Annotated in this window: 26 protein-coding genes and 2 tRNA genes; 13 read left to right on the top strand and 15 right to left on the bottom strand. The window is 56.8% G+C overall.

Annotated features, from left to right (window positions below; genetic code table 11):
* Positions 1-294 precede the first annotated feature (294 nt).
* A complete protein-coding gene (locus tag BLR97_RS13980; RefSeq protein WP_089707184.1) occupies positions 295-657 on the top strand; it encodes a metalloregulator ArsR/SmtB family transcription factor in 363 nt (120 codons plus the stop codon).
* Between the two features lie 78 nt (positions 658-735).
* Here BLR97_RS13980 and BLR97_RS13975 read toward each other — a convergent pair whose 3' ends face one another.
* Positions 736-2,835 (bottom strand): carboxy terminal-processing peptidase, encoded by a 2,100-nt coding sequence (locus tag BLR97_RS13975; protein WP_089707140.1) that lies wholly within the window; start codon positions 2,833-2,835, stop codon positions 736-738.
* A 136-nt stretch (positions 2,836-2,971) separates the two neighbouring features.
* Here BLR97_RS13975 and BLR97_RS13970 point away from each other — a divergent pair, with 136 nt between their 5' ends.
* Positions 2,972-4,276, top strand: coding sequence for a M18 family aminopeptidase (locus BLR97_RS13970; RefSeq protein ID WP_089707139.1), 1,305 nt, complete (start codon positions 2,972-2,974; stop codon positions 4,274-4,276).
* Positions 4,277-4,337: 61 nt separating this feature from the next.
* Here the strand turns inward: BLR97_RS13970 and BLR97_RS13965 are convergent.
* The 10 genes from BLR97_RS13965 to BLR97_RS13920 all read right to left on the bottom strand — a co-directional run bounded on the left by BLR97_RS13965 (position 4,338) and on the right by BLR97_RS13920 (position 13,146).
* Positions 4,338-4,414 (bottom strand) — tRNA-Met (locus BLR97_RS13965).
* Between the two features lie 71 nt (positions 4,415-4,485).
* A complete protein-coding gene (mltF, locus tag BLR97_RS13960) occupies positions 4,486-5,907 on the bottom strand; it encodes a membrane-bound lytic murein transglycosylase MltF (RefSeq protein WP_089707138.1) in 1,422 nt (473 codons plus the stop codon).
* A 128-nt stretch (positions 5,908-6,035) separates the two neighbouring features.
* Positions 6,036-7,127 (bottom strand): redox-regulated ATPase YchF, encoded by a 1,092-nt coding sequence (gene ychF / locus BLR97_RS13955; RefSeq protein ID WP_089707137.1) that lies wholly within the window; start codon positions 7,125-7,127, stop codon positions 6,036-6,038.
* A 102-nt stretch (positions 7,128-7,229) separates the two neighbouring features.
* Positions 7,230-7,817, bottom strand: coding sequence for an aminoacyl-tRNA hydrolase (gene pth / locus BLR97_RS13950; RefSeq protein WP_089707136.1), 588 nt, complete (start codon positions 7,815-7,817; stop codon positions 7,230-7,232).
* Positions 7,818-7,962: 145 nt separating this feature from the next.
* Positions 7,963-8,631, bottom strand: coding sequence for a 50S ribosomal protein L25/general stress protein Ctc (locus BLR97_RS13945; RefSeq protein WP_089707135.1), 669 nt, complete (start codon positions 8,629-8,631; stop codon positions 7,963-7,965).
* A gap of 95 nt (positions 8,632-8,726) precedes the next feature.
* Entirely contained in the window at positions 8,727-9,668 is a 942-nt protein-coding gene (locus BLR97_RS13940) for a ribose-phosphate pyrophosphokinase (protein ID WP_170833035.1), read from the bottom strand.
* 58 nt (positions 9,669-9,726) lie between these two features.
* Positions 9,727-9,801 (bottom strand) — tRNA-Gln (locus BLR97_RS13935).
* Between the two features lie 30 nt (positions 9,802-9,831).
* Complete coding sequence (gene ispE / locus BLR97_RS13930; protein WP_089707134.1) at positions 9,832-10,680, bottom strand: 4-(cytidine 5'-diphospho)-2-C-methyl-D-erythritol kinase; 849 nt, start codon at positions 10,678-10,680, stop codon at positions 9,832-9,834.
* 11 nt (positions 10,681-10,691) lie between these two features.
* Complete coding sequence (lolB, locus tag BLR97_RS13925) at positions 10,692-11,327, bottom strand: lipoprotein insertase outer membrane protein LolB (protein ID WP_089707133.1); 636 nt, start codon at positions 11,325-11,327, stop codon at positions 10,692-10,694.
* A gap of 64 nt (positions 11,328-11,391) precedes the next feature.
* Positions 11,392-13,146 carry a tetratricopeptide repeat protein gene (locus tag BLR97_RS13920; RefSeq protein WP_244511314.1) on the bottom strand — a complete coding sequence of 585 codons (1,755 nt, stop codon included), beginning with the start codon at positions 13,144-13,146 and terminating at the stop codon, positions 11,392-11,394.
* 202 nt (positions 13,147-13,348) lie between these two features.
* Between BLR97_RS13920 and hemA the strand changes: the two genes are divergently transcribed.
* Genes hemA through BLR97_RS13895 form a run of 5 tightly spaced genes read left to right on the top strand, consistent with a single transcriptional unit; the run spans position 13,349 to position 17,880 of the window.
* Positions 13,349-14,662 carry a glutamyl-tRNA reductase gene (hemA, locus tag BLR97_RS13915; RefSeq protein WP_089707132.1) on the top strand — a complete coding sequence of 438 codons (1,314 nt, stop codon included), beginning with the start codon at positions 13,349-13,351 and terminating at the stop codon, positions 14,660-14,662.
* Positions 14,659-15,747, top strand: coding sequence for a peptide chain release factor 1 (prfA, locus tag BLR97_RS13910; RefSeq protein ID WP_089707131.1), 1,089 nt, complete (start codon positions 14,659-14,661; stop codon positions 15,745-15,747). Before hemA ends, prfA begins: the two co-directional genes overlap by 4 nt.
* A complete protein-coding gene (prmC, locus tag BLR97_RS13905; protein WP_089707130.1) occupies positions 15,747-16,604 on the top strand; it encodes a peptide chain release factor N(5)-glutamine methyltransferase in 858 nt (285 codons plus the stop codon). The genes prfA and prmC overlap by 1 nt, the downstream gene beginning before the upstream one ends.
* A gap of 22 nt (positions 16,605-16,626) precedes the next feature.
* A complete protein-coding gene (locus tag BLR97_RS13900; protein WP_089707129.1) occupies positions 16,627-17,127 on the top strand; it encodes a winged helix-turn-helix transcriptional regulator in 501 nt (166 codons plus the stop codon).
* Positions 17,128-17,130: 3 nt separating this feature from the next.
* Positions 17,131-17,880, top strand: a complete 750-nt coding sequence (locus tag BLR97_RS13895) for a HesA/MoeB/ThiF family protein (protein WP_089707128.1) — start codon at positions 17,131-17,133, stop codon at positions 17,878-17,880.
* Between the two features lie 15 nt (positions 17,881-17,895).
* Here BLR97_RS13895 and BLR97_RS13890 read toward each other — a convergent pair whose 3' ends face one another.
* Positions 17,896-18,477, bottom strand: a complete 582-nt coding sequence (locus tag BLR97_RS13890; RefSeq protein WP_089707127.1) for a bactofilin family protein — start codon at positions 18,475-18,477, stop codon at positions 17,896-17,898.
* Positions 18,478-18,731: 254 nt separating this feature from the next.
* Here BLR97_RS13890 and BLR97_RS13885 point away from each other — a divergent pair, with 254 nt between their 5' ends.
* Entirely contained in the window at positions 18,732-19,277 is a 546-nt protein-coding gene (locus BLR97_RS13885) for a bactofilin family protein (RefSeq protein ID WP_170833034.1), read from the top strand.
* A 31-nt stretch (positions 19,278-19,308) separates the two neighbouring features.
* Here BLR97_RS13885 and ahpF read toward each other — a convergent pair whose 3' ends face one another.
* Positions 19,309-20,865 (bottom strand): alkyl hydroperoxide reductase subunit F, encoded by a 1,557-nt coding sequence (gene ahpF, locus BLR97_RS13880; RefSeq protein ID WP_089707125.1) that lies wholly within the window; start codon positions 20,863-20,865, stop codon positions 19,309-19,311.
* Between the two features lie 149 nt (positions 20,866-21,014).
* A complete protein-coding gene (ahpC, locus tag BLR97_RS13875) occupies positions 21,015-21,578 on the bottom strand; it encodes an alkyl hydroperoxide reductase subunit C (RefSeq protein WP_089707124.1) in 564 nt (187 codons plus the stop codon).
* A gap of 320 nt (positions 21,579-21,898) precedes the next feature.
* Here ahpC and BLR97_RS13870 point away from each other — a divergent pair, with 320 nt between their 5' ends.
* The 4 genes from BLR97_RS13870 to BLR97_RS13855 all read left to right on the top strand — a co-directional run bounded on the left by BLR97_RS13870 (position 21,899) and on the right by BLR97_RS13855 (position 26,074).
* Positions 21,899-23,002, top strand: coding sequence for a polyamine ABC transporter substrate-binding protein (locus tag BLR97_RS13870; protein ID WP_089707123.1), 1,104 nt, complete (start codon positions 21,899-21,901; stop codon positions 23,000-23,002).
* A 105-nt stretch (positions 23,003-23,107) separates the two neighbouring features.
* Entirely contained in the window at positions 23,108-24,289 is a 1,182-nt protein-coding gene (locus tag BLR97_RS13865) for an ABC transporter ATP-binding protein (RefSeq protein ID WP_089707122.1), read from the top strand.
* Between the two features lie 37 nt (positions 24,290-24,326).
* Positions 24,327-25,238 carry an ABC transporter permease subunit gene (locus BLR97_RS13860; protein ID WP_089707121.1) on the top strand — a complete coding sequence of 304 codons (912 nt, stop codon included), beginning with the start codon at positions 24,327-24,329 and terminating at the stop codon, positions 25,236-25,238.
* On the top strand, positions 25,235-26,074 hold the full coding sequence (locus BLR97_RS13855; protein ID WP_089707120.1) for an ABC transporter permease subunit: 840 nt from the start codon (positions 25,235-25,237) through the stop codon (positions 26,072-26,074). The genes BLR97_RS13860 and BLR97_RS13855 overlap by 4 nt, the downstream gene beginning before the upstream one ends.
* A 10-nt stretch (positions 26,075-26,084) precedes the next feature.
* On the opposite strand, the gene BLR97_RS13850 is transcribed toward BLR97_RS13855, so the two are convergent.
* Positions 26,085-26,294, bottom strand: a complete 210-nt coding sequence (locus BLR97_RS13850) for a zinc ribbon domain-containing protein (protein ID WP_089707119.1) — start codon at positions 26,292-26,294, stop codon at positions 26,085-26,087.
* Between the two features lie 113 nt (positions 26,295-26,407).
* Between BLR97_RS13850 and BLR97_RS13845 the strand changes: the two genes are divergently transcribed.
* Positions 26,408-26,833, top strand: a complete 426-nt coding sequence (locus tag BLR97_RS13845) for a DUF3617 domain-containing protein (RefSeq protein WP_089707118.1) — start codon at positions 26,408-26,410, stop codon at positions 26,831-26,833.
* Positions 26,834-26,850: the final 17 nt, after the last annotated feature.

Genomic DNA, 26,850 nt, shown 5'->3' with positions numbered 1-26,850 from the left:
CGATAGCTCAGTTGGTAGAGCAAATGACTGTTAATCATTGGGTCGCAGGTTCGAGTCCTGCTCGGGGAGCCAGTTCGTGATTACTTACCTCGTTATTACCTACCTGAATACGATGTCTGGCGGCTATTAATAGCAGCTGACTGACTCGCTTATTTCGTTTGATCCCGCTCTGTGATGCTTAGCGCCCGCTGCCCGATGGTGGCCTGGGGGATTTCTTATGTCTGCCAGACGCTTATTTCAGTGGCGTGAGTGGCGTAAACTGTGTTGATTCATTTATTGGTTGGGGAAATCGTCGTGGGGAAAGCAACCACACTGAATGCGCTACAGGTCTTTAAGTGCTTAAGCGATGAGACACGCCTGATGTTGGTGCTGTTAATTGCCCAAGAGCAGTCGCTGTGCGTGTGCGAAATGACCTATGCCCTAGAAGAGTCTCAACCGAAGATATCGCGCCATCTTGCTCAGCTGCGCCAGTGCGGGCTGCTAGTGGATCAGCGAGACGGGCAGTGGGTGTACTATCGGTTATCACCGCAGCTGCCGCCGTGGGCACAGCGTATTATTGAGGCTGCACCAGAAGGCTGTGCCGCGCGGTTGGCCAGCCTGACCCAGCGTTTAGCGGCGATGGGAGACCGCCCAACGCGCCGAGCTGCCCTGTGTTAGTGGGATAAAATAACAGCGCCGATACCCAAGGCACCGGCGCTGTTGTTTACCATTCGTCTAGAGACAGGTCAGCCGTGATTAGCGGTTGACGAAGCGCTGGGCGGATTGCAGCTGAGCGTAGTCGAGCAAGATTTCGACGGCTTCGAGTACATGGGCGCGATCCACCGGCATTTCCTCGTCTTCATCGTTATCGGCGCTGCCGCTGTCGTTGCCATTGTCGTTAAGCGGGTCTTGCTCGCGGGCGTCAGTCCACTCGTCGAGCTCTTCAAGGCCTAGCGCGCGCCGCCGCTGGTTTTCCAGTGACAACAATTCGGCTTCTTGCGCCTGGGTTTCACGCTCGCGCTGTTCGCGGTTTAGGCTAACGCTTGTGTTCTGCTCGCGAAGTTTCTGCGACAGCGACGACTGCCGCTCTAGGTAGCGGAAATTGGGGTTGTCTTCCGCGCGTGCGTCGTGGGTCGCCAATAGCGCGTCAAGGTAGCGCTCGGGTTCTCCATAACGACGGTATTGTACGTCCTGCACCGTGTCCCATTTCAGAGCATTGTCCAGGCTGCTTTCGCCAATGCGTTCCGGGTCGAGCAGGGTGGGGAAGTCAATATCGGGCTCGACACCGCGGTTCTGAGTGCTTTCACCGGAAATACGGTAGAACTTGGCGCGAGTGAGCTTGATTTCGCCATGGCTCAAGTCGCTCAGCGTCTGAACCGTTCCCTTGCCAAAGGTGGAGCTGCCCATCACCAGGCCGCGCCCGTAATCCTGAATGGCGCCTGCCAAGATCTCTGATGCCGAGGCCGACAGCCGGTTAACCAGGACGCCCAGCGGGCCGTCGTAAAGCGTACCGGCCTCACTATCGCCGTATAGATTGATGCGTCCTTCGGCGTCGCGCACTTGCACGGTGGGGCCGCGGTCAATAAACAAGCCAATCAGCGAGTTGGCTTCCTGAAGCGCGCCACCGCCGTTGTTGCGCAGGTCGAGCACAATGCCTTCGACGTTTTGGCTTTTTAAGTGCTTAATTTCTTTGGCAACATCGCGGGTCGTGCTGCGGTAGTCCTCGTCTCCGGCTTGCCAAGCGTCGAAGTCGACGTAAAAGGTAGGGATTTCAATCACGCCTAAGCGATGGGTGGTGCCGTCGCGCTCGACGTCAATCACTTCGCTTTGGGCGGCCTGGTCTTCTAAATCAACTGTGTCGCGGGTAATTTCGACGATTTGTGAGCGGGTCATATCCACTGCTTGGGCGGGAACCACGTCCAGCCGCACCACCGAGCCTTTCGGGCCGCGAATCAGGTCAACGACGTTGTCCAAGCGCATGCCGATCACATTGACCATGTCGCCGTCTTCCTGGCCGACGGCGATAATCCGGTCGGCCGGCTCTAACACCCCGGCTCGCTCAGCAGGGCCGCCTGCCACCAGGCTCGATACTTTGACGTATTCACCGTCTGATTGAAGCAGTGCGCCGATGCCTTCCAGCGACAGGCTCATTTGAATGTCGAAGGACTCGCCTTGGCGAGGCGAAAGGTAGCTGGTGTGCGGGTCAATCGTGCCGGTGATTGCGGCCATGATCAGCCCAAACACGTCTTCGGACTCTGTCTGGCGTAGGCGTGATAGCTGCCCTTCATAGCGCTGGCGCAGATTCTTAACGATTTGCTCGTTGTCCTGGTCGCTCAGTGCCAGGGTTAGGGCGTCGTTTTTGAGGCGTTTTTCCCACAGCGCATCCAGCTCGCTTTGGTTATCGGCCCAGGCGGCATCCTCACGCTCAAGCTCAAGGCGTTCGTTGCCATCGAATTCAAAGGTGGTGTCGTCATCGAGTCGCTCAAGTAACCATTCAAGCCGAGCGGTGTGGCGCTCGCTAAGCCGGTCATAAAGCGCAAAGGCTTCGTTTAGGCCACCTTCAAAAACGGTGTCGGCCAGGTCGGTTTCCAGGTGACGATAGGGGGCAATATCGCTGCTCAACAGATAAGCTCGCTGACCATCGAGAATATCTAAGTAGCGTTCAAAGGCCTCTTCTGACCACGCTTGGTCAAAGCTGACCTCTGCGTAGTGGCCATAGCGGAGCGAGTCGGCAATTTCTACCGCCGCTTGGCGCTGTTCTTCGGTCGGCTCAAGTTGCGCTAGCACGGTTGGGCTGGTAATCACCAGCGTGACCGCTAAGGCGACCGAGCGCGAAAGCGTTGCAAACAAGCTCATCAGTCAAGCTCTCCCGGATTTGTGTACACTCATGCTCTAGACCCGCATCTGACTTATGAGTTGCGAAGGCCGAGGGAGCATTGTAGCAGGTCGCCTGCTTTGCTGAGACTCAATCATGTCGGTAAAGAGGATTTCCATGTCCGAAACGTTAAATGCTGATCGTGTCACGCGGTTATGCGATTTTTTACGCCAGTCGCCTACGCCGTGGCATGCCACGGTTTCGATGGCTGAGCGTTTGGAGCACGCTGGTTTTCAGCGGTTGGAAGAAACGGCGAATTGGCAGTTAATGCCCGGGCAGCGTTACTACGTTACGCGCAACGATTCATCGTTAATTGCTTTTCAATTACCCGCAGGGCCGCTTTCCGAATTGCGGATGATCGGAGCACATACGGATAGCCCCGGCCTGCATTTAAAACCCAATGCCACCCAGCACGCCGCCGGCTGGTTACAGTTGGGGGTGCAGGTTTACGGCGGTGCATTGCTGGCCCCCTGGTTCGACCGCGATCTGGGTTTGGCGGGGCGGGTGCATATCCGCCATGGCGATGGGCAACTGGAGAGTGTGCTGCTCAACGTGAATAGGCCGGTGGCGATGATTCCGAGCTTGGCGATTCACCTGGATCGCGATGTGAACGCTGGACGCAGTATTAATCCGCAAACTGAAATGGCGCCGGTGCTGCTACAAAGCGATACCGCGAAGCTTCAAGACCTGCTGGCAAGCTGGCTAGAAGAAGAGCATGGCCTCCGGGCGGTCGATGTAGTGGATTTTGAGTTGGGCTTTTATGACGTTCAGCCGCCTTCGTTGGTGGGCGTTAACCAAGAATTATTAGCCAGCGCGCGGCTGGATAACTTGCTGTCATGTTTTGTAGGTTTGGAAGCCTTACTGGCGTGCGATGGTCAGCAGGGCGCGCTGCTGGTCGCCAACGACCACGAAGAGGTTGGCAGCGCCAGCGCCTGCGGCGCCCAGGGGCCTTTCCTGGGCGATGTACTGAAACGCTTGAATGCCCAGGTAGGCGGGGCGAGCGAGGAGTCGCTGATTCAGTTAATTCAGTCATCGCTGATGATCTCGTGCGATAACGCCCATGGCCTGCATCCTAACTTTCGTGATAAACACGACGAGCAACACGGGCCGGCGCTTAACGCAGGGCCGGTAATTAAGATTAACGCCAGTCAACGTTACGCGACCAATAGCGTGACAGGTGGGCTGTTCCGCGATATTTGTCGTGAGGCGGGTGTACCTGTTCAGTCGTTTGTGACCCGCTCTGACATGGGCTGCGGCAGCACCATCGGCCCGATTACCGCCACCGAAGTCGGCGTGCCAACCATCGATGTGGGGCTGCCCCAATGGGCAATGCACTCGGTGCGTGAAACGGCGGGCACCCATGACGTCGAGCATCTTGCCTGCGCGCTGGTAGGATTCTTAAACCGCGCAAGGCTAAGCTGATTTTCGTCGATTGCCCACAAAAAAGCCCGCTGACAGGGTCAGCGGGCTTTTGGCATTCGGTTGGTGGCTACGCCCTGATTTGAACAGGGGACCCCATCATTATGAGTGATGTGCTCTAACCAACTGAGCTACGTAGCCTTTCAACGGGGGCGAATATTACTCAGCGACGCGCCGCCCGTCAAGCGTTTGTTGTGCAAGCACATAGGCTGTCAGCCATCCTCAAGTGGCAACCGCACCATCGCAGCGCTGATTATGTCCTGGTAGTTGCGGATGCGTTGCACATAGTGCACCGGCTCGTAACCCCGCGCGTAGCCATAACGGGTCTGCGGGTAATAGCGTTTGTCAGCCTTGAGCGGCAGCACCTCTTTCATGTCTTCCCAGGAATTCGGATCTTTGCCCAATTCGCGGGCCAGTTTTCGAGCGTCTAGCACATGACCACGACCAATGTTATAGCTTGCCAGGGCCAGGTAGGTGCGATCTGGTTCGGGGAGGGTGCCGGGCAGGCGCTCATGGCGGTCGGCGAGATAGCGAGCGCCGCCGTCGATAGCCGCTGCGGGATTCAGGCGGTTATCGACGCCCAGGGATTCAGCGGTATTCTGGGTTAGCATCATGATGCCGCGCACGCCAGTGGGGGAAACGGCCTGGGGATCCCAATGCGACTCTTGATAAGCCAGGGCAGCGAGCAGGTCAGCGGGCATACCGGTTTCTTCCTCGGCCTTTAGGAATATGTCGAGGAAGTTAGGCAGGCGTTCGTCGATGCGTCGGTTAAGCGCGCGCAGGTCGACGAAGTCGAACTCACCAATGTAGGCATAGTAGTGCTGCTTTACCTCGGCAATGCTATCTTGCCCCTCGGTGCTTTCCATCCATTCATCGGCCATCTCAGCGAGCGCTTGTTGGTCTGGAGGCAGATACCAGCCCAGCCGATCACCGCTGGTGAGGTTCATGGCCACTTCCAAGTGTGGGAAGTGGCGCCGCACTACCCGAACGATATTGGAATCGGCCAGGGTGCAGTCGATGCGCTTTTCGGCCACTTCGGTCAGCAGCATCTCGGTGGTGCGAGGATCTTCCTCGAAGGCGATGCCGGTGTGCTGGTTGACCAAGCTCTGAAGCTTTACGGCGTAGCTGGAATCCGCCGTGACGCGAATATCGACCCCGGCCATTTCCTCAACCTGGCGAGGCATGGGGCGCATGTCACGGTGGCAGACGAGCTGCTCGACGATATCTGTGTGAGTGGGGCCTCGTTGGAAGTGTTCGTCGCGCGAGGGTAGGTGGGTCAGACCGGCGGCGGCCAGTTGAAAATCGCCGTCTTTCAGCGCTTGAAGTACCGCAGAGGTAGACTCGAACAGCGTCCATTCGACCTGCAGGTCGTGGGCGTCGGCGAACGACTCGACCAGGTCGTGCTCCGGTCCTGCCGGTGTCTCGTCACGGTCAAGGTAGTAGGTGGTGGCGCTGTTACGGGTGGCCACCTTGAGTGTCCCGCCCGGTTCGGGCGGTTCAAGCTGCGTGACCGGAGACTCGCTTTGTTCGCAGCCCAAGAGCATGAGCAGCGGTAGCAGCAAGGTGGCGGTCAGGGGGCGGGATCGGGATATACGGCGAATATCCCGACCACGGGGGAGGCTAAAGAAAGGCATTGGCTAACTCTAGCAAGCTTTTGCGGTGCCAGGAAGGCGATGCTTTAAACGGTTCTAGCATGCCTAAAGGGGGAGCAGGGCCTGGTTGCAAAGGCCCATTACTGCCCTATGGAGGGGCGCCCTACTGGTTACACATTAAAGCGGAAGTGGACGACATCGCCATCTTTGACAATGTACTCTTTGCCTTCCAGGCGCCACTTACCGGCATCTTTAGCGCCCTGCTCACCGCCCAAGGACACAAAGTCGTCATAGGCAACTACTTCGGCACGGATAAAGCCTTTTTGAAAGTCGGTGTGAATCGCGCCGGCGGCTTCCGGTGCTGTAGCGCCCTCTTTCACTGTCCAGGCGCGTACTTCCTTCACGCCTGCTGTGAAGTAGGTTTGCAAGCCGAGGAGAGAGTAGCCAGCGCGAATAACACGATCCAGGCCGGGCTCATCCATGCCCATCTCGCTTAGGAACATCTCGCGCTCTTCGTCATCCAGCTCGGCGATTTCGGCTTCGATCTGATTGCATACCGGCACCACGATGGCGCCTTCTTCGGCGGCGATCTCGTGGACGATATCCAGGTAAGGATTGTTGTAGAAGCCGTCTTCGTTGACGTTGGCAATGTACATGGTGGGTTTGAGCGTCAAAAAGCCAAAACTTTTCACTTGGCGTTGCTCGTCTTCACTCAATCCCAGGCTGCGCAGCGGCTGACCTTCGGCTAGGTGCGGCTGAATTTTATCCAGCACGGCTTTCGTGGCGATAGCGTCTTTATCGCCGCCTTTGACGACGCGCACTAGCCGTTGGCTGGCTTTTTCGACGGTGTCTAAATCGGCCAGCGCGAGCTCTAAATTGATCGTTTCAATATCGGCGCGCGGGTCGATTTGGTTGGCTACATGGATGACGTTGTCGTTATCGAAGCAGCGTACTACATGGGCGATGGCTTGGGTTTCGCGGATATTGGCCAAAAACTTATTGCCCAGCCCTTCGCCTTTTGAGGCGCCGGCGACGAGGCCTGCGATGTCGACAAACTCCATAGTGGTCGGCAACACTTTTTGCGGCTTGACGATCTCGGCGAGGGTGTTAAGACGCGGGTCGGGCATGGGCACGATCCCCACGTTGGGCTCGATGGTGCAGAAGGGGAAATTTTCCGCGTCGATGCCTGACTTGGTAAGCGCATTAAATAGAGTGGACTTGCCGACGTTGGGCAGACCGACGATGCCGCAGTTAAAACCCATAAAATGATCCTGAGAATAAAGTGGTAGGGGGTAAATTTAGTCGCCATTCTACGAGATGCATTAGCCGTCAGCTACCGACTAAATTGCCCCGTTTTGCAAGGGCTAGTCAGGCTTAAGGCTGTGTAGCTGGTTCATGGCTTTGGCCCAGTCACCAGAGAGCGCCGTGGGCAAGGTGGCCAGGCATTCGTCGATGGCGCGTTCAATGGCGGCTTGTTCGGCTTTGCCGGCGCGACCCAACACGTAATTCGTCACTTGGCGTGAATCGCCTGGATGACCCACGCCTATGCGCAGCCGATGAAACTGGTTTTGGTTACCCAGTGCGCTAACGATATCGCGCAGGCCATTGTGGCCGCCGTGGCCGCCACCGGTCTTATAGCGCGCTTGCCCGGGCGGTAGGTCGAGTTCGTCGTGGGCGACCAGTAAATTGTCCGGCGTCAGTTTGAAAAACTGGCTGAGTGCGGCGACGGCAGCCCCGCTACGGTTCATAAAGGTGGCGGGGTTGAGTAGATGTAGCTCATGGTCGCCGAGGCGTACCTTTGCGTAGTGGCCAAGAAATTTCTTTTCCGGGCGCAGTTCGCTGTGTGTGCTACGTGCGATAGCATCGACCAGCCAAAAACCGGCATTGTGGCGTGTGGCGGCATACTCCGTCCCGGGGTTGCCTAACCCAATAATGGCCGTTACCTGGCTCATATTCCCACCTCATACAAAATTTCCAGGTGACATTTTTGACGTCGCTCGAGCGGCGGCAGCAAAAAAAAATCAAGCGCCGAAGCGCTTGATCTTAACATCATACCAGCATCACGAGGGCCATGCTGACATGGCCCAGGTAAGCTGCTTACTCGGCGCTGGTGTCGTCTTTACCTTCACTGTCGCCGTCGGCTTCGCCTTCGCTTTCATCTTCGTCATCTTCTTCAGTAGCACGAACTTTCATCTTGGTGATACTGAGGATGGCATTGTCGTGGTCTTCACCGTGGGAGAGATCGACAGATGTCACGCCCGCCGGCAGAGTAAGGTCAGACAGGTGCAACGTTGTGCCCAGCTCAAGCTCGCTGATGTCAACTTCCAGGTAGTCAGGAAGGTCTTTCGGCAAGCAGCTGATCGCTACTTCGTTAGCGAGGACGTGCAGTTCGCCGTCATGGTCTTTGATGGCGACACACGATTCTTCGCCGAGGACGTGCAGCGGCACGTTCATGGTGATTTCGTGAGTGGCATCAACCCGCAGGAAGTCAGCGTGGGTCAGCAACGGCTTGAACGGGTGACGCTGAAGGTCACGTACAACCACTTGCTGTTCTTTGCCTTCAATCACTAGCGTGATGACCGAGGAGAAGAAAGACTCATCTTCAATCGCTTTGTAGAAAGCGGTTTTTTCTACGGCGATAGACTGCGCGTCTTTGTCACCGCCGTAAACCACGGCCGGTACTTGCTCGTTCGCACGACGCAGGCGGCGGCTCGCACCTTTCCCCAGGTCGTTACGAACACTGGCTTTTAAACTAAAATCAGACATGGAATTGCCTCTTGGTTAAGTAAGAAAACGTCGGCGTCCGCGACCAGACGACACGACGTTTCCAGGAGCCCGCTACGGGCTGTGACATCAGGCGATTAGTGGAACATCGCGCTGACGGATTCTTCATTGCTGACCCGGCGAATAGCTTCCGCGATCAGGCCAGCAACACTCAACTGACGAATTTTACCGCTGCGCCGCGCTGAGTCGGACAGCGGGATGGTGTCGGTCACCACCACTTCGTCGAGTACCGAGTTGGTGATATTGTCAACGGCTGGGCCGGACAATATCGGGTGCGTAGCGTATGCGACGACGCGTTTAGCACCGTGATCTTTTAGCGCTTCGCCGGCTTTGCACAGCGTCCCGGCGGTGTCGATCATGTCGTCGACCACCACGCAGGTACGGCCTTCAATCTCGCCGATGATGTGCATGACCTGGGCTTGGTTGGCCTGGGGGCGGCGCTTATCAATGATGGCCAAATCGGCGTTTAGCTGTTTGGCAATGGCTCTGGCGCGGACAACGCCACCTACGTCGGGGGAGACAACAACTAGATCACTGTAGTTCTGACGCTCAATGTCGTCGAGGAGGATCGGTGATCCGTATACGTTGTCGACCGGTACGTCGAAGAACCCTTGAATTTGGTCGGCGTGCAAGTCCATGGTCATTACCCGGTCGACGCCACCTTTGACCATCATGTCGGCCACTACTTTGGCGGAAATGGGAACCCGGGCCGAACGCACGCGGCGGTCTTGTCGGGCATAGCCGAAGTAAGGCAGTACAGCGGTGATGCGAGTGGCTGAGGCGCGCCGCAGGGCGTCGACCATCAGGATCAGCTCCATCAAGTTATCATTGGTTGGCGCACAGGTGGATTGCAGAATGAAGACATCCTTACCGCGCACGTTCTCATTGATCTCTACCGCGATTTCACCGTCGCTGAATTGACCCACCGTGGCATTACCCATTCGGCTGTCTAAGCTCTCGGCAATTTTTTGAGCGAGTTCCGGATTGGCGTTCCCGGCAAAAACCATCAATTTTGACACGCGCAGCCACCTTTGCAGTGTTGGGGTTTAGGGAGGAAAACGCTGGTCATCGCTAGGTTGGCTGGGGTACCAGGACTCGAACCTGGGAATGCCGATACCAAAAACCGGTGCCTTACCACTTGGCTATACCCCAATAACGACCTAATGCAACGACCGGGCGCACTCAGCAGCCCAAAGCATCATGTAGAGGAGAGGTGTTGAGCCCACGTGCTACCCAAGCTGACCCGTATGGGGCCGCTGCTTTGGCAACCGTGTGTGCTGTTTGTGCATTATTAAATGCAGCAAACACGCAAGCACCTGTGCCGGTTAGCCGACTCGGTGCGTGCTGTGATAGCCAATCAAGGGCTTCCGCAATGGCGGGATAGCGCTGCTTGACCACCGTTTCACAGTCGTTGCGCCACTCCGACGCTCCCCCCTGCAGTGCGCGCGCCATAGTAATGGGGCGGCTGTCGCGTGTCAATTGCGGGTCTTGGAATACGGCAGGGGTTGAGACGCTAACGCCCGGGTGAATAATCACAAACCAGGGGGTGTCGAGCGTCGCTGAGGTGAGCTGCTCGCCAACCCCTTCTGCCCAGGCACTATGGCCGTGTACGAACACCGGCACATCCGCGCCTAGCTGGAGCCCCAGCGTGGCGAGCTCGTCAAGCGAAAAGGCGAGTTGCCAAAGCGTGTTGAGCCCGACGAGCGTGGTGGCCGCATCTGAGCTGCCGCCCCCCAGTCCGCCGCCCATGGGTAGCTTCTTTTCCAGGGCCAACGTGACGCCTTGACGAGTGCCGCTTGCCTGCTGCAATAGCTTGGCCGCGCGCACAATCAGGTTATCGTCGTCGGCAACACCCGAAATGCGATTCACCAGTTGAATAACCCCGTCGTCGCGGGCGGTTAGCGTCAACTGATCGCAGAGGTCAATGATCTGAAACAGCGTTTGCAGCGTGTGGTAGCCGTCTGGACGACGGCCGGTAATGTGTAAAAGCCTGTTCAGCTTCGCGGGGGCGGGAAGCGTTAACGTCGACATGAGTGTTTGGCCTACTCGCCGTCCGTTTGGCGCCATTCATTGACCACCAGGGTGATGCGTATATCGTCGTAGTTCATAACCAGGCGCCGCGGTAGCCATAGGCCTGCAAATTCTTCCCAGTCGCGGTAGTCGATTTCCCAGCCGTCTTGGGATAGGTGGCTGGGGAAGCCAAGCGCGTCGGTTTCCAACTGATAGCTACCCTGGTCGCCGGGCAGGCCGCGTACCCAGTCGGGCATGGCACTGACGGGGAGCGCCCAGCCAAGTTGCTCTTTCATCAGCGCTTCCGGGGACTCTGCTTCATAACGGCCATCGCTGTTGGAGAGTGAGAACCGTCCTTCGCGTCCTTCTAGCACGTTACGTCCACCGCCGAAGGGCCCGCTAATCAGCATGCGGAAATAATACGGGTGTTGGTTCCAGTCGAGATTGGCGCTGGTGTTTTCTTCGGGAGTGCGTAACCCGGCTTTGCCGACCAATGTCCAGGTGTCGAAGGCTTCAACCTCAGCTTTTTGGGCGTCCCAGTCGCCGGACTGCCGTCCGCTTTCGTCTTGCGGCGCTTGGGTCGCGCACCCGGCCAAGAAAACCACCGCCGCGCAGGCCATTAGTTTTGAAAGGCCGCGCAGCACGTGGGGCGTGGTAAAGGTGGGCATGTCGGGCTCCTTGTCAGTTAATCGGTCAGCGGCTATCACGTTAAAAGAAGACGTTAAGCTCGCCTTAGAGGCGATTTGCCGGGTCGAGTTCGGGGTGGCGCTGTATTAATGCATCAATTGTGGGGTGATTATCACTGCGCTGCTGTACGTCGTCGATAATCTGACGTGCCTCATCGCTGCGCTCAAGGACATGCAGCACTTCGGCGAGGTGGGCGGCAATTTCTTGGTCGGGCATGCGGGCATAGGCTTGTTCGAGCCAGGGTAGCGCTTGCTGAGGGTCGCCTAGGCGGTAATTGACCCAACCCAGGCTATCGAGAACTGCCGGGTTGTCGGGGTCAAGCGCGTGAGCGCGTTCGATTAACTCGCGTGCCTCGTTAAGTCGGCCGGGTAGATCCAAGTCGGCTAGCGTATAACCTAGCGCATTAAGCGCCACCGCGTTATCGGGTTCAATGCTCAGCACGTGACGCAGGTCTTGTTCCATTTGCTCGACATCGCCCATTTCCCAGGCGCGCATGGCGCGATGATAAAGGAGGTCGGTGTCGTCTGGCGTGCGGTTCAGCTCGCGGTCGAGTAACGCACTCGCGTCAGCGGTGCGGCCCAGCTCATCAAGTAGCTGGACTTCGAGTTTGACCAGCTCACTAAAATAGTCTTCATAGCGCATGCGCTCGACGCGTAGAAAGGCGCGAGCGTCGATTAACCGGTCGTCCTCAATCAGCATTTGGGCCGCCGTCGCGCGGGCAGGCATAAACTCATTGCCGCCATCGACCTGACGGTAATAAAGCAGTGCGTTATCGGTGTCGCCTTCAGATTGGGCAATCACGCCTAATAGATAGTAGGCCAGATTAGGCACGTCTTCTTGGCCGATCAGAGGTTGAAGAAGCCGCTGTGCGGGAGCGGCATAGCCTTCGTCTAGATAAAGCTGTGCCAGGGCCACGCGTAACGCATGGCTGCCTGAATGCCGGTCGAGTAGCGCATCGGTTTGTTGTTCGGCGGCCGCGAGGTTCTCGAGTCGAATCTCGGCTTGGGCCAGCAGTAATAAAAAGCGCACATCGTCGGGGTTATCTTGCAGGCCGAGTTGTGCCACTTGGCGAGCTCTCCCGGGATTACCGGTTTCAATCGCCAGTTGGCCCTCTACCAGTAGCAGCGTTGGGCGCTGGGTCAGCCCTGAGGCTTGGTCAAGATAGCCTCTGGCTCGCTCGGTCCGACCCAGCGTGGCCTCCCATAGAGCGGCGGCCAGCAGGGCATCGGCTTGTTGCGCTGTGTCTTGTGGAGACGCTTGGTTTAAATGTTCGACGAGCCGGTTGAGTAACGCATCAAGCGGGGCTTGCTCGGCGATTGCCGTTTCGGCAAACGCGGTTAATTCACCATCCTGGTTGGCCGACGTCAGCGCAAGACGCCGTTCTAAGCTTTCCAGCCAATTGCCTTGCTCGAGCGAAAGGGCAGCCAGTAGCCGGTTTGGGGAGTCGGCCTGAGGGTTGAGGGCTTGCCAGCTTTGCGCCGCTTCTTCGATCAAACCGTCGTTATCGCTAAAACGTGCAGCAAACGTGGCGCGTTCGGCTAATGCCTCCGCGCCATAGCGCCGAGCAGCTTCGAGGTAGCCTCGGCTGGCGCGTTCAAAGTCGCCGCGCTGGCCGGCGAACTCCGCTTGAAGTAGTGTGCTCAAACCTGCGGCGTCGAGCCCCTGGTCAATGGGAGGCGCGTTACGCATCGGGTCAGCGGTATATGGCAGCCGCTCATCTTGGGCATTGGGCGACAGCTGGCAGCCGCTCGCTAATAGCATGATGGCGGCCAGGGAAAATAGCAGCAAACGTGGTGGCATGCGGGTCTCAATTCAGTGGCCGAGTGCTCAGCATAGCGGCTTGCCCGCCTGCGGCAAAGTGGTGGGCGCCAGATCATCTTGTGCTGTGATAAGATAATGCTCTTTATTGAGTGGCGATTAGCCCTCACCATCGCTGCTTAGACTTGCCCGAGCAAGCTCAAATTGACGTGAAGACCGACACACTAGCGAAGACGCATACCCGATGACGCTCCTTGCCCTGGGAATTAACCATCGCACCGCTGGCGTAGCCGTGCGTGAACAAGTCGCTTTTACCCCGGCGCAGCTGGATCACGCGCTGGCAGAATTGCGTGCGCTGCCACAAATCAGCGAAGCGGCGGTGCTGTCGACGTGTAATCGCACCGAGCTTTACTGCGTAACTAATGCGGCGGGAGAGCAAGTTGTACTTGATTGGCTAGGCCGCTTTCATCAGCTAGAGGTTGATGAGTTGACCCGCTGTGCCTACCACTACCTGGACAACGAAGCGGTGCGGCATCTCATGCGCGTGGCCGTGGGGCTGGATTCCATGGTGTTGGGTGAGCCGCAAATTCTTGGTCAGTTGAAAGACGCCTATCAGCAGGCCCGTGAAGCCCAGGGGCTGGGCAGCGAACTTGAACGGTTGTTCCAGCATACCTTTGCCGTTGCCAAACAGGTACGCACGGAAACCGGTATCGGTAAAAACCCGGTGTCGGTGGCCTACGCGGCGGTCAGCATGGCAAGCCGGATTTTTGACGATTTTGGTCGTTCGCAGGCGCTGCTGATCGGCGCGGGAGAAACCATTGAACTGGTGGCCCGGCACCTTCACGAAGCAGGCGTAGGTAAGCTTACAGTGGCGAACCGAACCCGTGAACGCGCCGAGAAAATTTCGACGGCATTGGGCGGCTCGGCGATTACCTTGCCGGAAATACCCGCAGCGCTGGAGCAGGCGGATATCGTCATTTCGTCGACGGCCGCACCCTTGCCGATTTTAGGCAAGGGGATGGTCGAGCGTGCCTTGAAAAAACGCCGTCATCGCCCGATGTTTATGGTCGATATCGCCGTGCCGCGGGATATCGAGCCGGAAGTCGGCGAGCTGGCCGACGTGTTTTTATATACGGTGGATGACCTTGAAGAAGCCATTCAAGAAAATCGCCGTCACCGTCAAGTGGCTGCCGACCAGGCGGAGTCGCTCATTGAGCACGGGGTTAGCGGCTGGCAGCATGAACGACGGATTCGCCTCGGCGGCGAACTTATACGCGGCTATCGCCGCCATGGGGAAGAGCTGCGCGACACGGCGCGAGACCAAGCGCTGGAACGGCTAGCGCGTGGCGAAGACCCCACGAAGGTGGTGGAGCGTCTGGCTCACCAACTGGCTAACCGGCTTATGCACCAGCCCACTCAGGCGCTGCGCGATGCAGCGTCCCAAGAGGATCACGCCCTGCTGGAAGCGGCGCCAAATCTCTTGCTGCCGGCCAAGCCCGCCTTTGAAAAACCACCGGTATCGACGACTAATCGTCAGAAGGATGACACCCCCGCATGAAAGAAACACTGCGCCAACGTTTGGATAGTTTTGCCGACCGGTTCGAAGAGTTGTCGATGCTGTTATCCGACCCCGAGGTGATCCACGATCAGCAACGCTTTCGTGACTATTCCCGCGAATATGCCGAGCTCGACGAGTTGGTAGCTGCTTGGCAGCGATATCGCCATATCGAGCACGATGTCGACGCAGCGCAGCAACTAAGCCGAGACAGCGATCCCGAAATACGCGAGCTGGCGGAGATGGAGATCGACGACGGTCGCGAGCAGTTGGAAGCGTTGGATGTCGAGCTCAAGCGTTTGCTTGTGCCCAAAGACCCGGACGACGGCCGTGGGGTGTATTTGGAAGTGCGCGCGGGAACCGGTGGCGATGAAGCCGCATTGTTTGCCGGTGATCTATTCCGTATGTATTCCCGTTACGCAGAAAAGCGTGGTTGGCGCGTTGAAGTAGTGAATGTCAGCCATGGTGAGCAGGGCGGGTACAAAGAAATTATTTCCCGCGTCAAAGGCGATGGCGTCTATGCCCGGCTAAAATTCGAGTCCGGTGCGCACCGTGTGCAACGCGTCCCCGCCACCGAATCCCAGGGGCGTATTCACACCTCGGCGTGCACAGTGGCGGTGATGCCCGAAGTCGACGATATCGGTGACGTGGACATCAACCCTTCTGATTTGCGCGTTGATACCTTCCGCTCCAGCGGTGCCGGCGGCCAGCACGTTAATACCACCGACTCGGCGATCCGTCTTACCCATCTGCCGACCGGGGTGGTGGTGGAGTGCCAGGAAGAGCGCAGCCAGCATAAAAACCGCGCAAAAGCGATGTCGTTGCTAGCGGCCAAACTAAAGCAGAGTGCTCAGGATGCTCAGCGTCAGAGCCAGGCGGATGCCCGCCGCTCCCTGGTCGGCTCGGGCGACCGCAGCGAGCGGATTCGTACCTATAACTTTCCACAAGGGCGGATCACGGATCATCGCATCAATCTTACGCTGTATAAGCTTACCGAGGTGGTCAGTGGCGAGCAGCTTGACGACGTGATCGACCCGCTGGTTCAAGAGTATCAAGCGGAGCAGCTATCCGCGTTGCAGGACGCCTGATGACGCTTGATACCCTGCTTATCAAAGCCGCCGAGCGGCTACGCCAGGCAGGCTCGCCGTCCGCGCGGCTTGATGCGGACGTCCTGCTTAGCCATGTGTTGGGCCGCGACCGCACTTGGCTGTACACCTGGGGAGATAAAGTCTGTTCAACCTGGCAGCACGCCCGTTTTGACGCACTCGTTGCGGCGCGTGCCCAGGGATGCCCTATTGCCTACTTAACCGGTGAGCGCGAATTTTGGGGTTTAGCCATCGCCACCTCACCCAACACACTGATTCCCAGGCCCGATACCGAAACCTTGGTGGACGTGGCGCTCAGCCGAGCTCAACTGCATGGCGGGCGCTTGCTGGACATGGGCACGGGAACCGGAGCGGTTGCCCTAGCGCTCGCTAGTGAACGGCCGAATTGGCAGATTATAGGCGTGGATATACTGGCTGATGCCGTGACGCTGGCCCAAGCCAATGCCGCGCGATTAGGTCTGCGCAACGCCTCGTTTCAGCAAAGTGACTGGTTTAGTGCGTTTGGGTCGCCGGATGAGGCCGCAACGTTCGATATTATCGTCAGTAATCCGCCGTATATCGCCAAGGACGACCCCCATCTGGCCCAGGGCGACGTGCGTTTTGAGCCCATATCTGCCTTAGTTGCCGATGCCAACGGTATGGCTGATCTGCTGTACCTGATCATCACAGCGAGGCGCTATCTGTCGCCGACCGGTTGGTTGCTGCTTGAGCACGGTTATCGTCAAGCCGACGAGTTACGCAAAGCGATGGATGCAGCGGGCTACCAAAGCGTTGAAAGCATTCGTGACTTGGCCGGCCATGAACGCGTTACCCTAGGATGCTTTTCGTCAACCGCCTGATTCATCAGCAATGGATCCTGCCATGAAAGTAAAAAATAGAACGCTGGACCGTATCGATTTAAAAATTCTGCGCTGTTTGCAGGAAAATGCGCGCATCTCTTATGTGGATTTAGCCACTGAAGTAGGGCTTTCCACCACGCCTTGCCTCGAGCGCGTCAAACGTCTCGAAAAATCCGGCATAATTCGCGGCTATCAAGCGATTCTTGAGCCCCAGGCACTTAAAGCTAACTTGCTGGTATTTGTCGAGATCAGTCTTGAAACTCAGTCGCCTGCGGTATTCGACGAGTTTCGACGCGCCGTCGAAAAACTGCCCCAAATTCAGGAATGCCATTTAGTATCCGGGCAATTCGATTACATTTTAAAATGCCGTATTCCGGAAATGTCGGCGTATCGACAACTGCTCGGCGATGTGGTGTTAACCCTGCCAGGGGTTAAAGAGTCGAAAAGTTATGTGGTCATGGAGGAAGTGAAAGAAAGCTTTAGCCTACATGTACCTGAGTTTGAGGAATTCGAGGAAAAATAACCCATGATGGATGATCACTCGCTGTTGCGCTATAGCCGACAAATCATGCTGCCCGAGGTCGATATTGAAGGTCAGGAGCGGCTGATTGCAGGCAATGCGTTGATTGTAGGGGCGGGTGGTTTGGGCTCTCCAGCGGCGTTGTATCTAGCGGCGGCGGGTGTTGGGCATATTACACTCGTCGATGCGGACAGCGTCGAGCTTTCCAACCTTCAGCGCCAAATTGCTCACCAGCAGACGAGCCTCGGCCAAAATAAAGCCCACTCCGCCCAGGCGAGTCTACAGGCGCTCAACCCTGAGTGCCGGGTTAGCGCCTTGGCTTACCACGCCCAAGGCGAGCAGCTTGACCAGTTGGTTGCCGACGCCGATGTCGTGCTCGACTGCACCGACCGTTTCTCGAGCCGCTATGCGATCAACGCCGCTACACAAAAAGCCAAGGTGCCGCTTGTTTCTGGGGCGGCCATTCGCTTTTCGGGCCAGTTGGCGGTGTTTGACCCACGCGTTCCGGAAGGGCCGTGTTATGCCTGCTTGTACCCACCCGATGACCAGGGCGACGACGCACTAAGCTGTGCCGAAAGCGGAGTAATGGCACCGCTGGTGGGGATCATTGGCTGTTTTCAGGCCATTGAAGCGTTCAAACTGCTGAGTGGCGCGGGCACTTCTCATCAAGGGCTTTCCACCTTTGAGGGATTGAGCGGACGTTGGCGCCATTTTCAAGTGCCCCGCGACCCGGCCTGCCCGGTATGCGCTCACTAACCGGATTTGCTTCCATTAGGATGCATCGGTTGAGTTGCTTTCAGCTTGGTCAGCGTGGACTGCGTCTTCTTTAGCGTCTGAGCGCTTATGGTCACGTGATGTCTTAGCGGTCGTGTTTTTTGGCTGCTGCGATGTGAAAACGCTGGTGAAGATTTCGTTATTGGGATTCATATCAATACTGCCTTGGAAAATGCTGCCGTCTTCTAGCACTAGGCAGGGCGTGGTGATGGTGCCGGTGACATCCGCGCCCTCATGGACGATAGCTTTATGCAGTGCGACCAAATTCCCTTCGACTTTTCCTGACACGCGCAGGGTATGCGCGTAAGCATCTCCGTGTAGACGACTATCGCTCCCGAGTGTGACAGTATGTTGCTTACAGGTGACGATGCCGGTGACCTGACCTTCGATGGTGAGATCTTCGTCGCTGTTGATATCGCCATGCACCTGAGTGTTGCTACCAATCACCGATGTGCTTTGGCGCGAAACGCTAGGCAAGCTTTTAGTAGGCTCGATAGGTGGCGCTTCCGTGTTGTTGTAGGCCGTGTTTTGCTTTGTGTCAGGGGACTTAGTTTCAGGGGACTTAGTTTTACTGAACATGGGCCGTTCCTGTTGGTTTGGAGGCAGGGTGGTGCCGACGACATTGAGACTAACGTCATCGGGTAATTCATTCGAGTTTAATTTACGCTGCGTACCGCTAGATCAAAGCGTAAAGATGCATGGTTACTCGGCGCGTATTCTTGACGCTAGCCTATCGGCTTGCAGGCTATAACGGATATTGAGTATTTAAAGGCAGGGGGTCGTTGCATCTCATGGTGATTGAAACATGGCTTATCGTTATTGGCGTTGCGGCAATGACGATGATTATATTTGACGGTAAACGCAAAAAGAAAAAAAATCAGGTGGCGAGTGCTGATACACCGATGCCTCTCAATGCCGTGAATGATGATGAATTAGCGTCTAATGCGGCTTTTGCGCCTGATGATACGCATAACCGTCTTGACCCTGATGCCAGTTCGGCGTTTAAGAGCCAACGGGATGGCAGTTATCTAGGCGTTGCCACGCAAATCCAAGGCAAGATCATCGCCAATGAGGGCGTGTCGATCAAGGGGCGTGTGGTTGGCGCGGTCATTGCGAGAAATCAGTTTATTCAGCTTGCTTCAAGCAGCGTCGTCAATGCCAGCTTAGAGAGCGCTCATATCTTTATCGATGGCCATTTAGAAGGCGATATCAACGCCAGCCAGCGCTTAACGTTGATGTCGGGCGCCAAGGTGCAAGGGACAATTTCAACCAACAGCTTTGCATGTCATGCGGGCGCGAGCGTCAACGGTAGCGTGCTGCCTAGCCAAGGAAGAACCGCCGTATTTCCCAAGCAAAAGCCCGCTGAGCAGCGGGCTTGAGGTTTACGTCGTCAACGGTCGGCAGGGCGAGTTAATGACGGATCAGGTAGTCAAAGGCGCCGAGTGACGCTTTTGCGCCTTCGCCCATGGCAATCACAATCTGTTTGTAGGGCACGGTGGTCACATCGCCCGCAGCGAATACGCCGGGCACAGAGGTCATACCATGGCCATCGACAATGATCTCACCGCGTGGCGTCATCTCAATCTGGGATCCCTTCAGCCACTCGGTGTTGGGCACCAATCCAATCTGGACAAAAATACCTTCCAGCGCGAGAGTTTTAGTTTCATCGCTGGTGCGATCCTTGTAGGTCAGACCGTTGACACGGCTGCCGTCGCCAGTGACTTCGGTCGTCTGGGCGTTGAGGATAATATCCACATTGGGCAAGCTCTTGAGCTTTTTCTGCAACACCGCGTCGGCGCGCATCTCGCCCATGAATTCGATAAGCGTGACGTGCCCGACAATACCCGCGAGATCAATGGCTGCTTCAACGCCGGAGTTGCCGCCGCCAATCACCGCTACATGCTTGCCCTTGAATAGCGGGCCGTCGCAGTGAGGGCAGTAGGCAACGCCTTTGTTGCGGTACTGTTGCTCGCCGGGCACGTTCATCTCACGCCAGCGTGCCCCGGTGGCCAGTACCAGGGTTTTACTTTTTAGCGTGGCGCCGGATTCAAGCGTCACTTCGTGCAAGCCGCCTTCCGCTTCGGCAGCTTTTAGCGAGGTCGCGCGCTGCAGGTTCATCACGTCGACTTCGTAATCTTTAACGTGCTCTTCTAGTGCGCTGACCAGCTTGGGGCCTTCGGTATACGAAACCGAGATAAAGTTTTCAATGCCCAGGGTGTCCACCACTTGACCGCCGAAGCGTTCAGCGGCGACACCGGTGTTGATCCCTTTACGGGCAGCATAAATAGCCGCAGAAGCGCCTGCCGGGCCACCGCCAATGACGAGCGTATCGAAGGCGGCTTTTTCGTTGAGCTTTTTAGCTTCCCGCTCAACGGCGCCGGTATCGACTTTGGCTAGAATCTGCTCAAGGGTCATGCGGCCTTGGTCAAAGGGTTTGCCGTTTAGGTAAATGCCCGGCACCGACATAACTTCCCGCGACTCAACTTCATCCTGGAATAGCGCGCCATCGATAGCGATGTGACGAATCTTGGGGTTGAAGGTAGCCATCAGATTGAGGGCTTGAACCACGTCAGGGCAGTTCTGGCATGACTGCGAGTAGTAAGTCTCAAACAGCATCTCGCCATCAAGCGCTCTGATTTGGTCGAGTAGTTCATCAGAGGCTTTAGGTGGATGGCCGCCGACGTGGAGCAGTGCCAGCACCAGCGAGGTAAACTCATGGCCCATGGGAATGCCAGCAAACACTACGCCGGTGTCTTCGCCGGGTCGGTTAATAGCGAAAGCAGGCGTGCGAGGGTCGTGGCCTTCGGTCGACAGGCTGATCTTGTCGCTTAAGCTGCTGATATCTTCTAGCAGGCCGAGAAGCTCTTGTGACTTGGCGCCGTCATCGAGGGAGGCAACGATCTCGAGCGGCTGAGTTACTTTTTCCAGATAGGCTTTCAACTGGGATTTTAAATTGGCGTCGAGCATGACAGTCGCTTCCTCGCAGTTGGCATGTAAATGTTTGGGCACAACGTAGAAACGGGCACTTAAAATAAGACACCCAGGCTGAAGCCCGGGTGTCGCGCTGCCAAAAGGGCAACAGGGTGGATAATGTCCGTTTGGTAGCGGTAGACCGTTTAGATTTTGCCTACCAGATCCAAGGAAGGCGCGAGTGTCTCTTCGCCTTCTTTCCATTTTGCCGGGCATACTTCGTTGGGGTTTTCGCGAACGTATTGCGCGGCTTTTACCTTACGCAGCAGCTCTTCAGCATTGCGCCCAATGTTGCCGGCGTTAATTTCGACGATTTGAATTTTGCCATCAGGATCGACGACAAAGGTGCCGCGCTCAGCGAGGCCCGCTTCTTCAACTAAGACGTCAAAGTTGCGCGAGATTTTCAGCGTCGGGTCAGCAATCATTGGGTATTGCAGCTTGTTGATAGTTTCTGAGCTGTCGTGCCACGCCTTGTGGGTAAAGTGGGTGTCGGTGGAAACGCTGTAGATTTCTACGCCCAGCTTTTTAAATTCATCGTAGTGATCGGCTAGATCACCCAGCTCGGTTGGGCAGACGAAAGTGAAATCCGCGGGGTAGAAGAAGAAAATGCTCCACTTACCTTTCAAATCGGCATCGGAAACGTCAACAAACTCACCGTTCAAATAAGCGGTTGCGTTGAACGGTTTTACTTCAGTATTGATTAAAGACATTCTGATCATCTCCGTTAGTGATGAATAACAGCATAAAACTTTGATCACTAGACTAAAGGCTAATATAGAGTGATTAAAATTGATAAAAAGTATGGCAGCGATAGTGTTTAGCTATCATTAAGGTGCCATTCGCCATTGTGCTCTGTTGCGCTAGGCTTTAGGTGGTGTTGCTCGGGTGTGAAGGCAATAATTTTTGCGCATTGGCTTGCGATAGCGAACCCCGCACCGCAAAATTCGCTCGGTCAACCTCGGGCGGCAAAAGGATAGGGGTTAAGATGCCCTGCCTGGGTTCATTGTTAGTATCATTAAGGAGTAGGTAAATGGGGAACATCCACAAACTTTCCGGGGCCGTTGCGGCCATTTCACTTGCCGCAGCGGCAACCACCGTTAACGCCGAGGAAGTGCGCGTCTATAACTGGTCCGACTATATCGCGCCCGATACCTTGGAGAAATTTACCGAGCGTACCGGCATCGACGTCACCTATGACGTGTTCGACAGCAACGAAATTCTCGACGCAGCGTTGCTTTCAGGCCGTTCCGGCTATGATGTGGTCGTACCGTCCACCTACTACCTCACGCGGCAAATGAAAGCCGACGTGTATCAGCCGCTGGATCACGACAAGATCCCCAATCTGAAGCACTTGAATCCCAAGCTGATGGAGAACCTGGAAGAGGTGGATCCAGGCAGCGAGTACTCGGTGCCTTATATGTGGGGAACCAACGGCATTGGCTACAATGTTGATCGCGTCAAAGAAATTTTGGGTGACGACGCGCCCGTTGATAGCTGGGCGTTACTGTTTGACCCGGAAATCACCGGTCAGTTGAGCGAAGCCGGCTGTGGTTTGTCGATGCTGGATTCCGGCGATGAAATGCTGTCGCCCGCGATGGTGTATCTGGGGCTGGATCCGACCAATGAAAGCATCGAAGACCTCGAGGCGGCAGGCGAGCTGCTCGCCGAGGTTCGCGATGACATGACCTACTTCCACTCGTCGCGCTACGTGTCGGACCTGGCCAACGGCGACATCTGCGTTGCCGCCGGTTACTCGGGTGATATTTTCCAGGCGGCCGCCCGGGCAGAAGAAGCCGAGCGCGATTTCGAGATTGGCTACAGCATTCCCAAAGAAGGTGCTGCGCTGTGGTTCGACATGATGGCGATCCCTGCCGACGCGCCCAATCCAGATAACGCCCACGCCTTCATCAACTTTATCCTCGACCCGGAAATCGCTGCTGATATCACCGAATACGTGCGTTACGCCAACCCCAACGCCGCAGCGGATGAGTATCTGTCCGACGAGATTCTCAACGATCCCGCCATCTATCCGGACACCGACGTGATGGATAACCTCTACGTTCAGGTTGAAAAGCCCCAGGATATCCAGCGCGCTCGCACCCGTATCTGGAACCGCGTAAAATCCGGTCGCTAAGATACGTTCATTCGACGGCGAGTCCAGGCACCTTGCGAGCCAGCCTGGGCTCGCTGTTCGCTTTTTGATTGCCCGGTTTATCGGGCTTTTTGATGGGAGTGGCGAATGGCAACTACGCCCCTATCGAACGACGCGTCATCCACACCCTCCGCGAATGTCGCGGCACTGCGCGCCCAGGGCAAAACGCCTCGGTTCGCGGACGACATTGTGCTGGAGGTCAAGCGGCTGAGTAAGCGCTTTGATGATGCCTTGGCGGTAGATGACGTCAATCTCCAGGTGAAACGCGGTGAGATTTTTGCCCTGCTGGGCGGTTCTGGATCGGGCAAGTCGACGCTATTGCGCATGCTGGCCGGATTTGAAACGCCCAGTGAGGGCCGCATTTTGCTTGGCGGTGACGATATCACCGCTATGCCGCCGCATAAGCGGCCGATCAACATGATGTTTCAGTCCTATGCGCTGTTCCCGCACCTGAGCGTGGCGCAGAACATCGCCTTTGGCCTGAAGCAGGACAAGTTACCCAAGGCCGATATCGAGGCGCGGGTCGCCCACATGCTCAAGCTGGTGCACATGGAGCGGTTTGCCAAGCGTAAACCCCACCAGCTTTCCGGCGGCCAGCGCCAGCGTGTGGCGCTCGCCCGTTCGCTGGCCAAGCGGCCCAAGCTGCTGCTGCTCGATGAGCCCATGGGGGCGCTGGACAAAAAGCTGCGTACTGAAATGCAGCTGGAAGTGGTCGAGATCATCGAGCAGGTCGGCGTGACGTGCATCATGGTCACCCACGATCAGGAAGAGGCCATGACTATGGCCGACCGCGTGGCGATCATGGCCGACGGCTGGATCGAGCAGGTGGGCTCGCCGATCGATATCTACGAAAGCCCGGTGAGCCGCATGGTGGCCGAATTCGTCGGCACGGTGAATCTATTTGAAGGCGAAATCGTCGAAGACGCCGCCGACCACTGCAAAATTGTCTCGCCGCTGCTCGAACGGCCGATCTATATCGACCACGGCATTACCACCCAGGCCGTTGACCGGCGGGTGTGGGCCGCGTTGCGCCCCGAGAAAATCTGGCTGACCCGCGAGCAGCCCGGTTCGGCGCATAACTGGAGCGAGGGCGTGGTGGAGGACATCGCCTATCTGGGTGGGTTCTCGCTGTACTACGTGCGCACGCCGAGTGGCCAGCTGGTCAAGGTCAGTATGGCCAATACCGAGCGCCGCGGTGACCGGCCTACCTGGGAAGACCGGGTATACGTGCACTGGGAAGATCACAGCGCCATCGTGCTGAATCGCTAACTGTGGACGCCTTACCGTTCCGAGGAGAACGCCTTAGATGATGCCTTCTCGCTTGTCCGCCATGCTGAAGCGCTGGCAACTGGGTCGGCGCGCGGTCATCGCGCTGCCGTTGGTATGGCTGACGCTGTTCTTTCTGCTGCCCTTTGTACTGGTACTCAAGATCAGCCTCTCGGAGGCAGCCATCGCGGTGCCGCCTTACGGCGCCCTGGTCGAGTACGTCGATCAAACGCTGAATATTGCCCTCAATCTGGGTAATTACCTGTTCCTGGCGTCGGATTCGCTGTATGTGGCGGCGTACTGGGGATCGCTGAAAACCGCTTTCATCGCCACGCTGGTGTGTTTGCTGATCGGCTATCCCATGGCCTACGCCATGGCGCGCACCAGCGCGCGCTGGCAGATGATTCTATTGCTGCTGGTGATGTTGCCGTCCTGGACCTCGTTTCTGATCCGCATCTATGCCTGGATGGGGATTCTCGGCAACAGCGGCCTGTTGAACAACCTGCTGCTGGGCCTCGGTCTGATCGACGCCCCCTTGCGCATGATGAATACCCAGTTTGCGGTGATCATCGGCATCGTCTATGCCTATCTGCCATTTATGGTGCTGCCGCTTTACGCCCATCTGACCCGGCTGGACAACGCGCTACTCGAGGCGGCGTCAGACCTTGGGTCGCGTAAGCTGAACACCTTCATCAAGGTGACGCTGCCGCTGTCCATGGGGGGGATCATTGCCGGCTCCATGCTGGTGTTCATTCCGGCCGTCGGTGAGTTTGTGATTCCCGAGCTGCTGGGCGGGCCGGATACCCTGATGATCGGTAAAGTGCTTTGGGAGGAGTTCTTCAACAATCGTGATTGGCCGGTGGCCTCGGCGTTGGCGATGGTCATGCTGTTGCTGCTGTTGATCCCCATTGTCTGGTTCCACCGTTATCAGTCCCGGGAGTTTAACGAATGAGCCTTGCCAGACCGCGTATTCGCTTTACCAGTGTGATGCTGGTGATGGGGCTACTTTTTCTGTACGTGCCGATGCTGGTGTTGGTGGTGTACTCCTTCAATGCCTCAAAGCTGGTCACGGTATGGTCGGGGTTTTCCACCCAGTGGTACGGCGAGCTGTTCCGCGATGAACAGATCCTCTCGGCCATCTGGATGAGCCTGCGTATCGCGTTTTTCTCCGCCAGCATGGCGGTGTGCCTGGGCACCATCGCGGCGTTCGTGATGACCCGCTATGGGCGATTTCGCGGCAAGACGGCGCTGTCCACGATGGTAACCGCGCCCCTGGTGATGCCTGAGGTGATTACCGGGTTGTCACTATTGTTGTTGTTTGTGCAAATGGCGCAAATCACTGGATGGCCGGCGGACCGTGGCATGATGACGATATGGATTGCCCATACGACGTTCTGCAGTGCTTACGTGGCGGTAGTGGTGGCGTCCCGCTTGCGCGAGATTGACCTGTCTATCGAGGAGGCCGCCATGGATCTAGGCTCGCCGCCCATGAAAACCTTTTTCTGGGTTACCTTGCCGATCATCTCCCCAGCGCTGGCGGCGGGCTGGCTATTGGCGTTTACGCTGTCGTTAGACGACTTGGTGATTGCCAGCTTTGTCTCGGGGCCGGGGGCCAATACGCTGCCGATGGTGGTGTTCTCGTCGGTGCGCATGGGCGTGTCGCCCAAGATTAACGCCTTGGCGACGCTGATTATTCTGACCGTATCGCTGGCGACACTCGTCGCGTGGTATGTCATGCGGCGTAACGAAGCCAAACGCAAGCAATTACTTAAAGCCACAGCGGATTAGGGCCTGTTGATTAGAGAACATCGTCGTCGCTGCCGACGCGGACACTGTCCAGCTCGCCAGTGATAAGCGATACCTCAATGTCTAGCTGGATGGGCGCGCAGCACTGGTGACAATCTTCCCAAGTGACATGGCTGCCCTGGGAGGCATCAATCAATAGTGTTAATAAGGTATCGCAGTAGGGGCAGTAGACGTCATACTCTACTAAGGTATCTTCTTGCATGGAGCGATCCTTTTGACAGTGGCACTTTAGTGTAGCAGCCGTGTCATCGACAGGCATCGCCGTGTGGAGTGAGGTAGGCTACAAGCCGTTTTATAAAGCAATGGAGAGCAGCGATGAAGTTACGACAGATGGCCGTAGCGGCCTTATTGGCCTTGCCGGTCGCCGCATGGGCGGAATCACCCAATATAACTCCAGGCCAGTGGGAGTTTGTTAGCACAACGACGGTGAGCGGTGACATGCCCATTCCGGATCAAACTGAAACCGAGCAGCAGTGCATTACTCAAGAAGACTTGGATGAGGCGGATCTGGGCTTTATTCAGGAAGAGGAAGGCTGCGAGCTGTTGGATCAAGACACCAGTGCGGATGGTCTTTCCTACAGCATGGTGTGCCGCGCGGATGGCGGTGAAGCCAACATTGATGGCGACATGCGCTTCATGGGCGAGCACATTGAAGGCTCTGTGGACATCATGACTCAGTCGCCAATGGGTGAATTGAACATGCAAACCCAGATTGAAGGCGAGCGATTAGGCGACTGTTAAGCCATCGCGTAACACGT

Source organism: Vreelandella arcis, from assembly GCF_900103865.1.
In the GTDB taxonomy this organism is placed as follows: Bacteria; Pseudomonadota; Gammaproteobacteria; order Pseudomonadales; family Halomonadaceae; genus Vreelandella; species Vreelandella arcis.
The sequence above is the reverse complement of the archived record's forward strand: the minus strand, read 5'-3'. Positions and strand labels throughout refer to the sequence as shown.

Bases quoted from the DNA above. Each gene is read 5' to 3' on its own strand.
- BLR97_RS13975 (WP_089707140.1), bottom strand. From the start codon at position 2,835: ATGAGCTTGTTTGCAACGCTTTCGCGCTCGGTCGCCTTAGCGGTCACG.
- BLR97_RS13970 (WP_089707139.1), top strand. From the start codon at position 2,972: ATGTCCGAAACGTTAAATGCTGATCGTGTCACGCGGTTATGCGATTTT.
- mltF (WP_089707138.1), bottom strand. From the start codon at position 5,907: ATGCCTTTCTTTAGCCTCCCCCGTGGTCGGGATATTCGCCGTATATCC.
- ychF (WP_089707137.1), bottom strand. From the start codon at position 7,127: ATGGGTTTTAACTGCGGCATCGTCGGTCTGCCCAACGTCGGCAAGTCC.
- pth (WP_089707136.1), bottom strand. From the start codon at position 7,817: ATGAGCCAGGTAACGGCCATTATTGGGTTAGGCAACCCCGGGACGGAG.
- BLR97_RS13945 (WP_089707135.1), bottom strand. From the start codon at position 8,631: ATGTCTGATTTTAGTTTAAAAGCCAGTGTTCGTAACGACCTGGGGAAA.
- ispE (WP_089707134.1), bottom strand. From the start codon at position 10,680: ATGTCGACGTTAACGCTTCCCGCCCCCGCGAAGCTGAACAGGCTTTTA.
- lolB (WP_089707133.1), bottom strand. From the start codon at position 11,327: ATGCCCACCTTTACCACGCCCCACGTGCTGCGCGGCCTTTCAAAACTA.
- BLR97_RS13920 (WP_244511314.1), bottom strand. From the start codon at position 13,146: ATGCCACCACGTTTGCTGCTATTTTCCCTGGCCGCCATCATGCTATTA.
- hemA (WP_089707132.1), top strand. From the start codon at position 13,349: ATGACGCTCCTTGCCCTGGGAATTAACCATCGCACCGCTGGCGTAGCC.
- prfA (WP_089707131.1), top strand. From the start codon at position 14,659: ATGAAAGAAACACTGCGCCAACGTTTGGATAGTTTTGCCGACCGGTTC.
- prmC (WP_089707130.1), top strand. From the start codon at position 15,747: ATGACGCTTGATACCCTGCTTATCAAAGCCGCCGAGCGGCTACGCCAG.
- BLR97_RS13900 (WP_089707129.1), top strand. From the start codon at position 16,627: ATGAAAGTAAAAAATAGAACGCTGGACCGTATCGATTTAAAAATTCTG.
- BLR97_RS13895 (WP_089707128.1), top strand. From the start codon at position 17,131: ATGATGGATGATCACTCGCTGTTGCGCTATAGCCGACAAATCATGCTG.
- BLR97_RS13890 (WP_089707127.1), bottom strand. From the start codon at position 18,477: ATGTTCAGTAAAACTAAGTCCCCTGAAACTAAGTCCCCTGACACAAAG.
- BLR97_RS13885 (WP_170833034.1), top strand. From the start codon at position 18,732: ATGACGATGATTATATTTGACGGTAAACGCAAAAAGAAAAAAAATCAG.
- ahpF (WP_089707125.1), bottom strand. From the start codon at position 20,865: ATGCTCGACGCCAATTTAAAATCCCAGTTGAAAGCCTATCTGGAAAAA.
- ahpC (WP_089707124.1), bottom strand. From the start codon at position 21,578: ATGTCTTTAATCAATACTGAAGTAAAACCGTTCAACGCAACCGCTTAT.
- BLR97_RS13870 (WP_089707123.1), top strand. From the start codon at position 21,899: ATGGGGAACATCCACAAACTTTCCGGGGCCGTTGCGGCCATTTCACTT.
- BLR97_RS13865 (WP_089707122.1), top strand. From the start codon at position 23,108: ATGGCAACTACGCCCCTATCGAACGACGCGTCATCCACACCCTCCGCG.
- BLR97_RS13860 (WP_089707121.1), top strand. From the start codon at position 24,327: ATGATGCCTTCTCGCTTGTCCGCCATGCTGAAGCGCTGGCAACTGGGT.
- BLR97_RS13855 (WP_089707120.1), top strand. From the start codon at position 25,235: ATGAGCCTTGCCAGACCGCGTATTCGCTTTACCAGTGTGATGCTGGTG.
- BLR97_RS13850 (WP_089707119.1), bottom strand. From the start codon at position 26,294: ATGCAAGAAGATACCTTAGTAGAGTATGACGTCTACTGCCCCTACTGC.
- BLR97_RS13845 (WP_089707118.1), top strand. From the start codon at position 26,408: ATGAAGTTACGACAGATGGCCGTAGCGGCCTTATTGGCCTTGCCGGTC.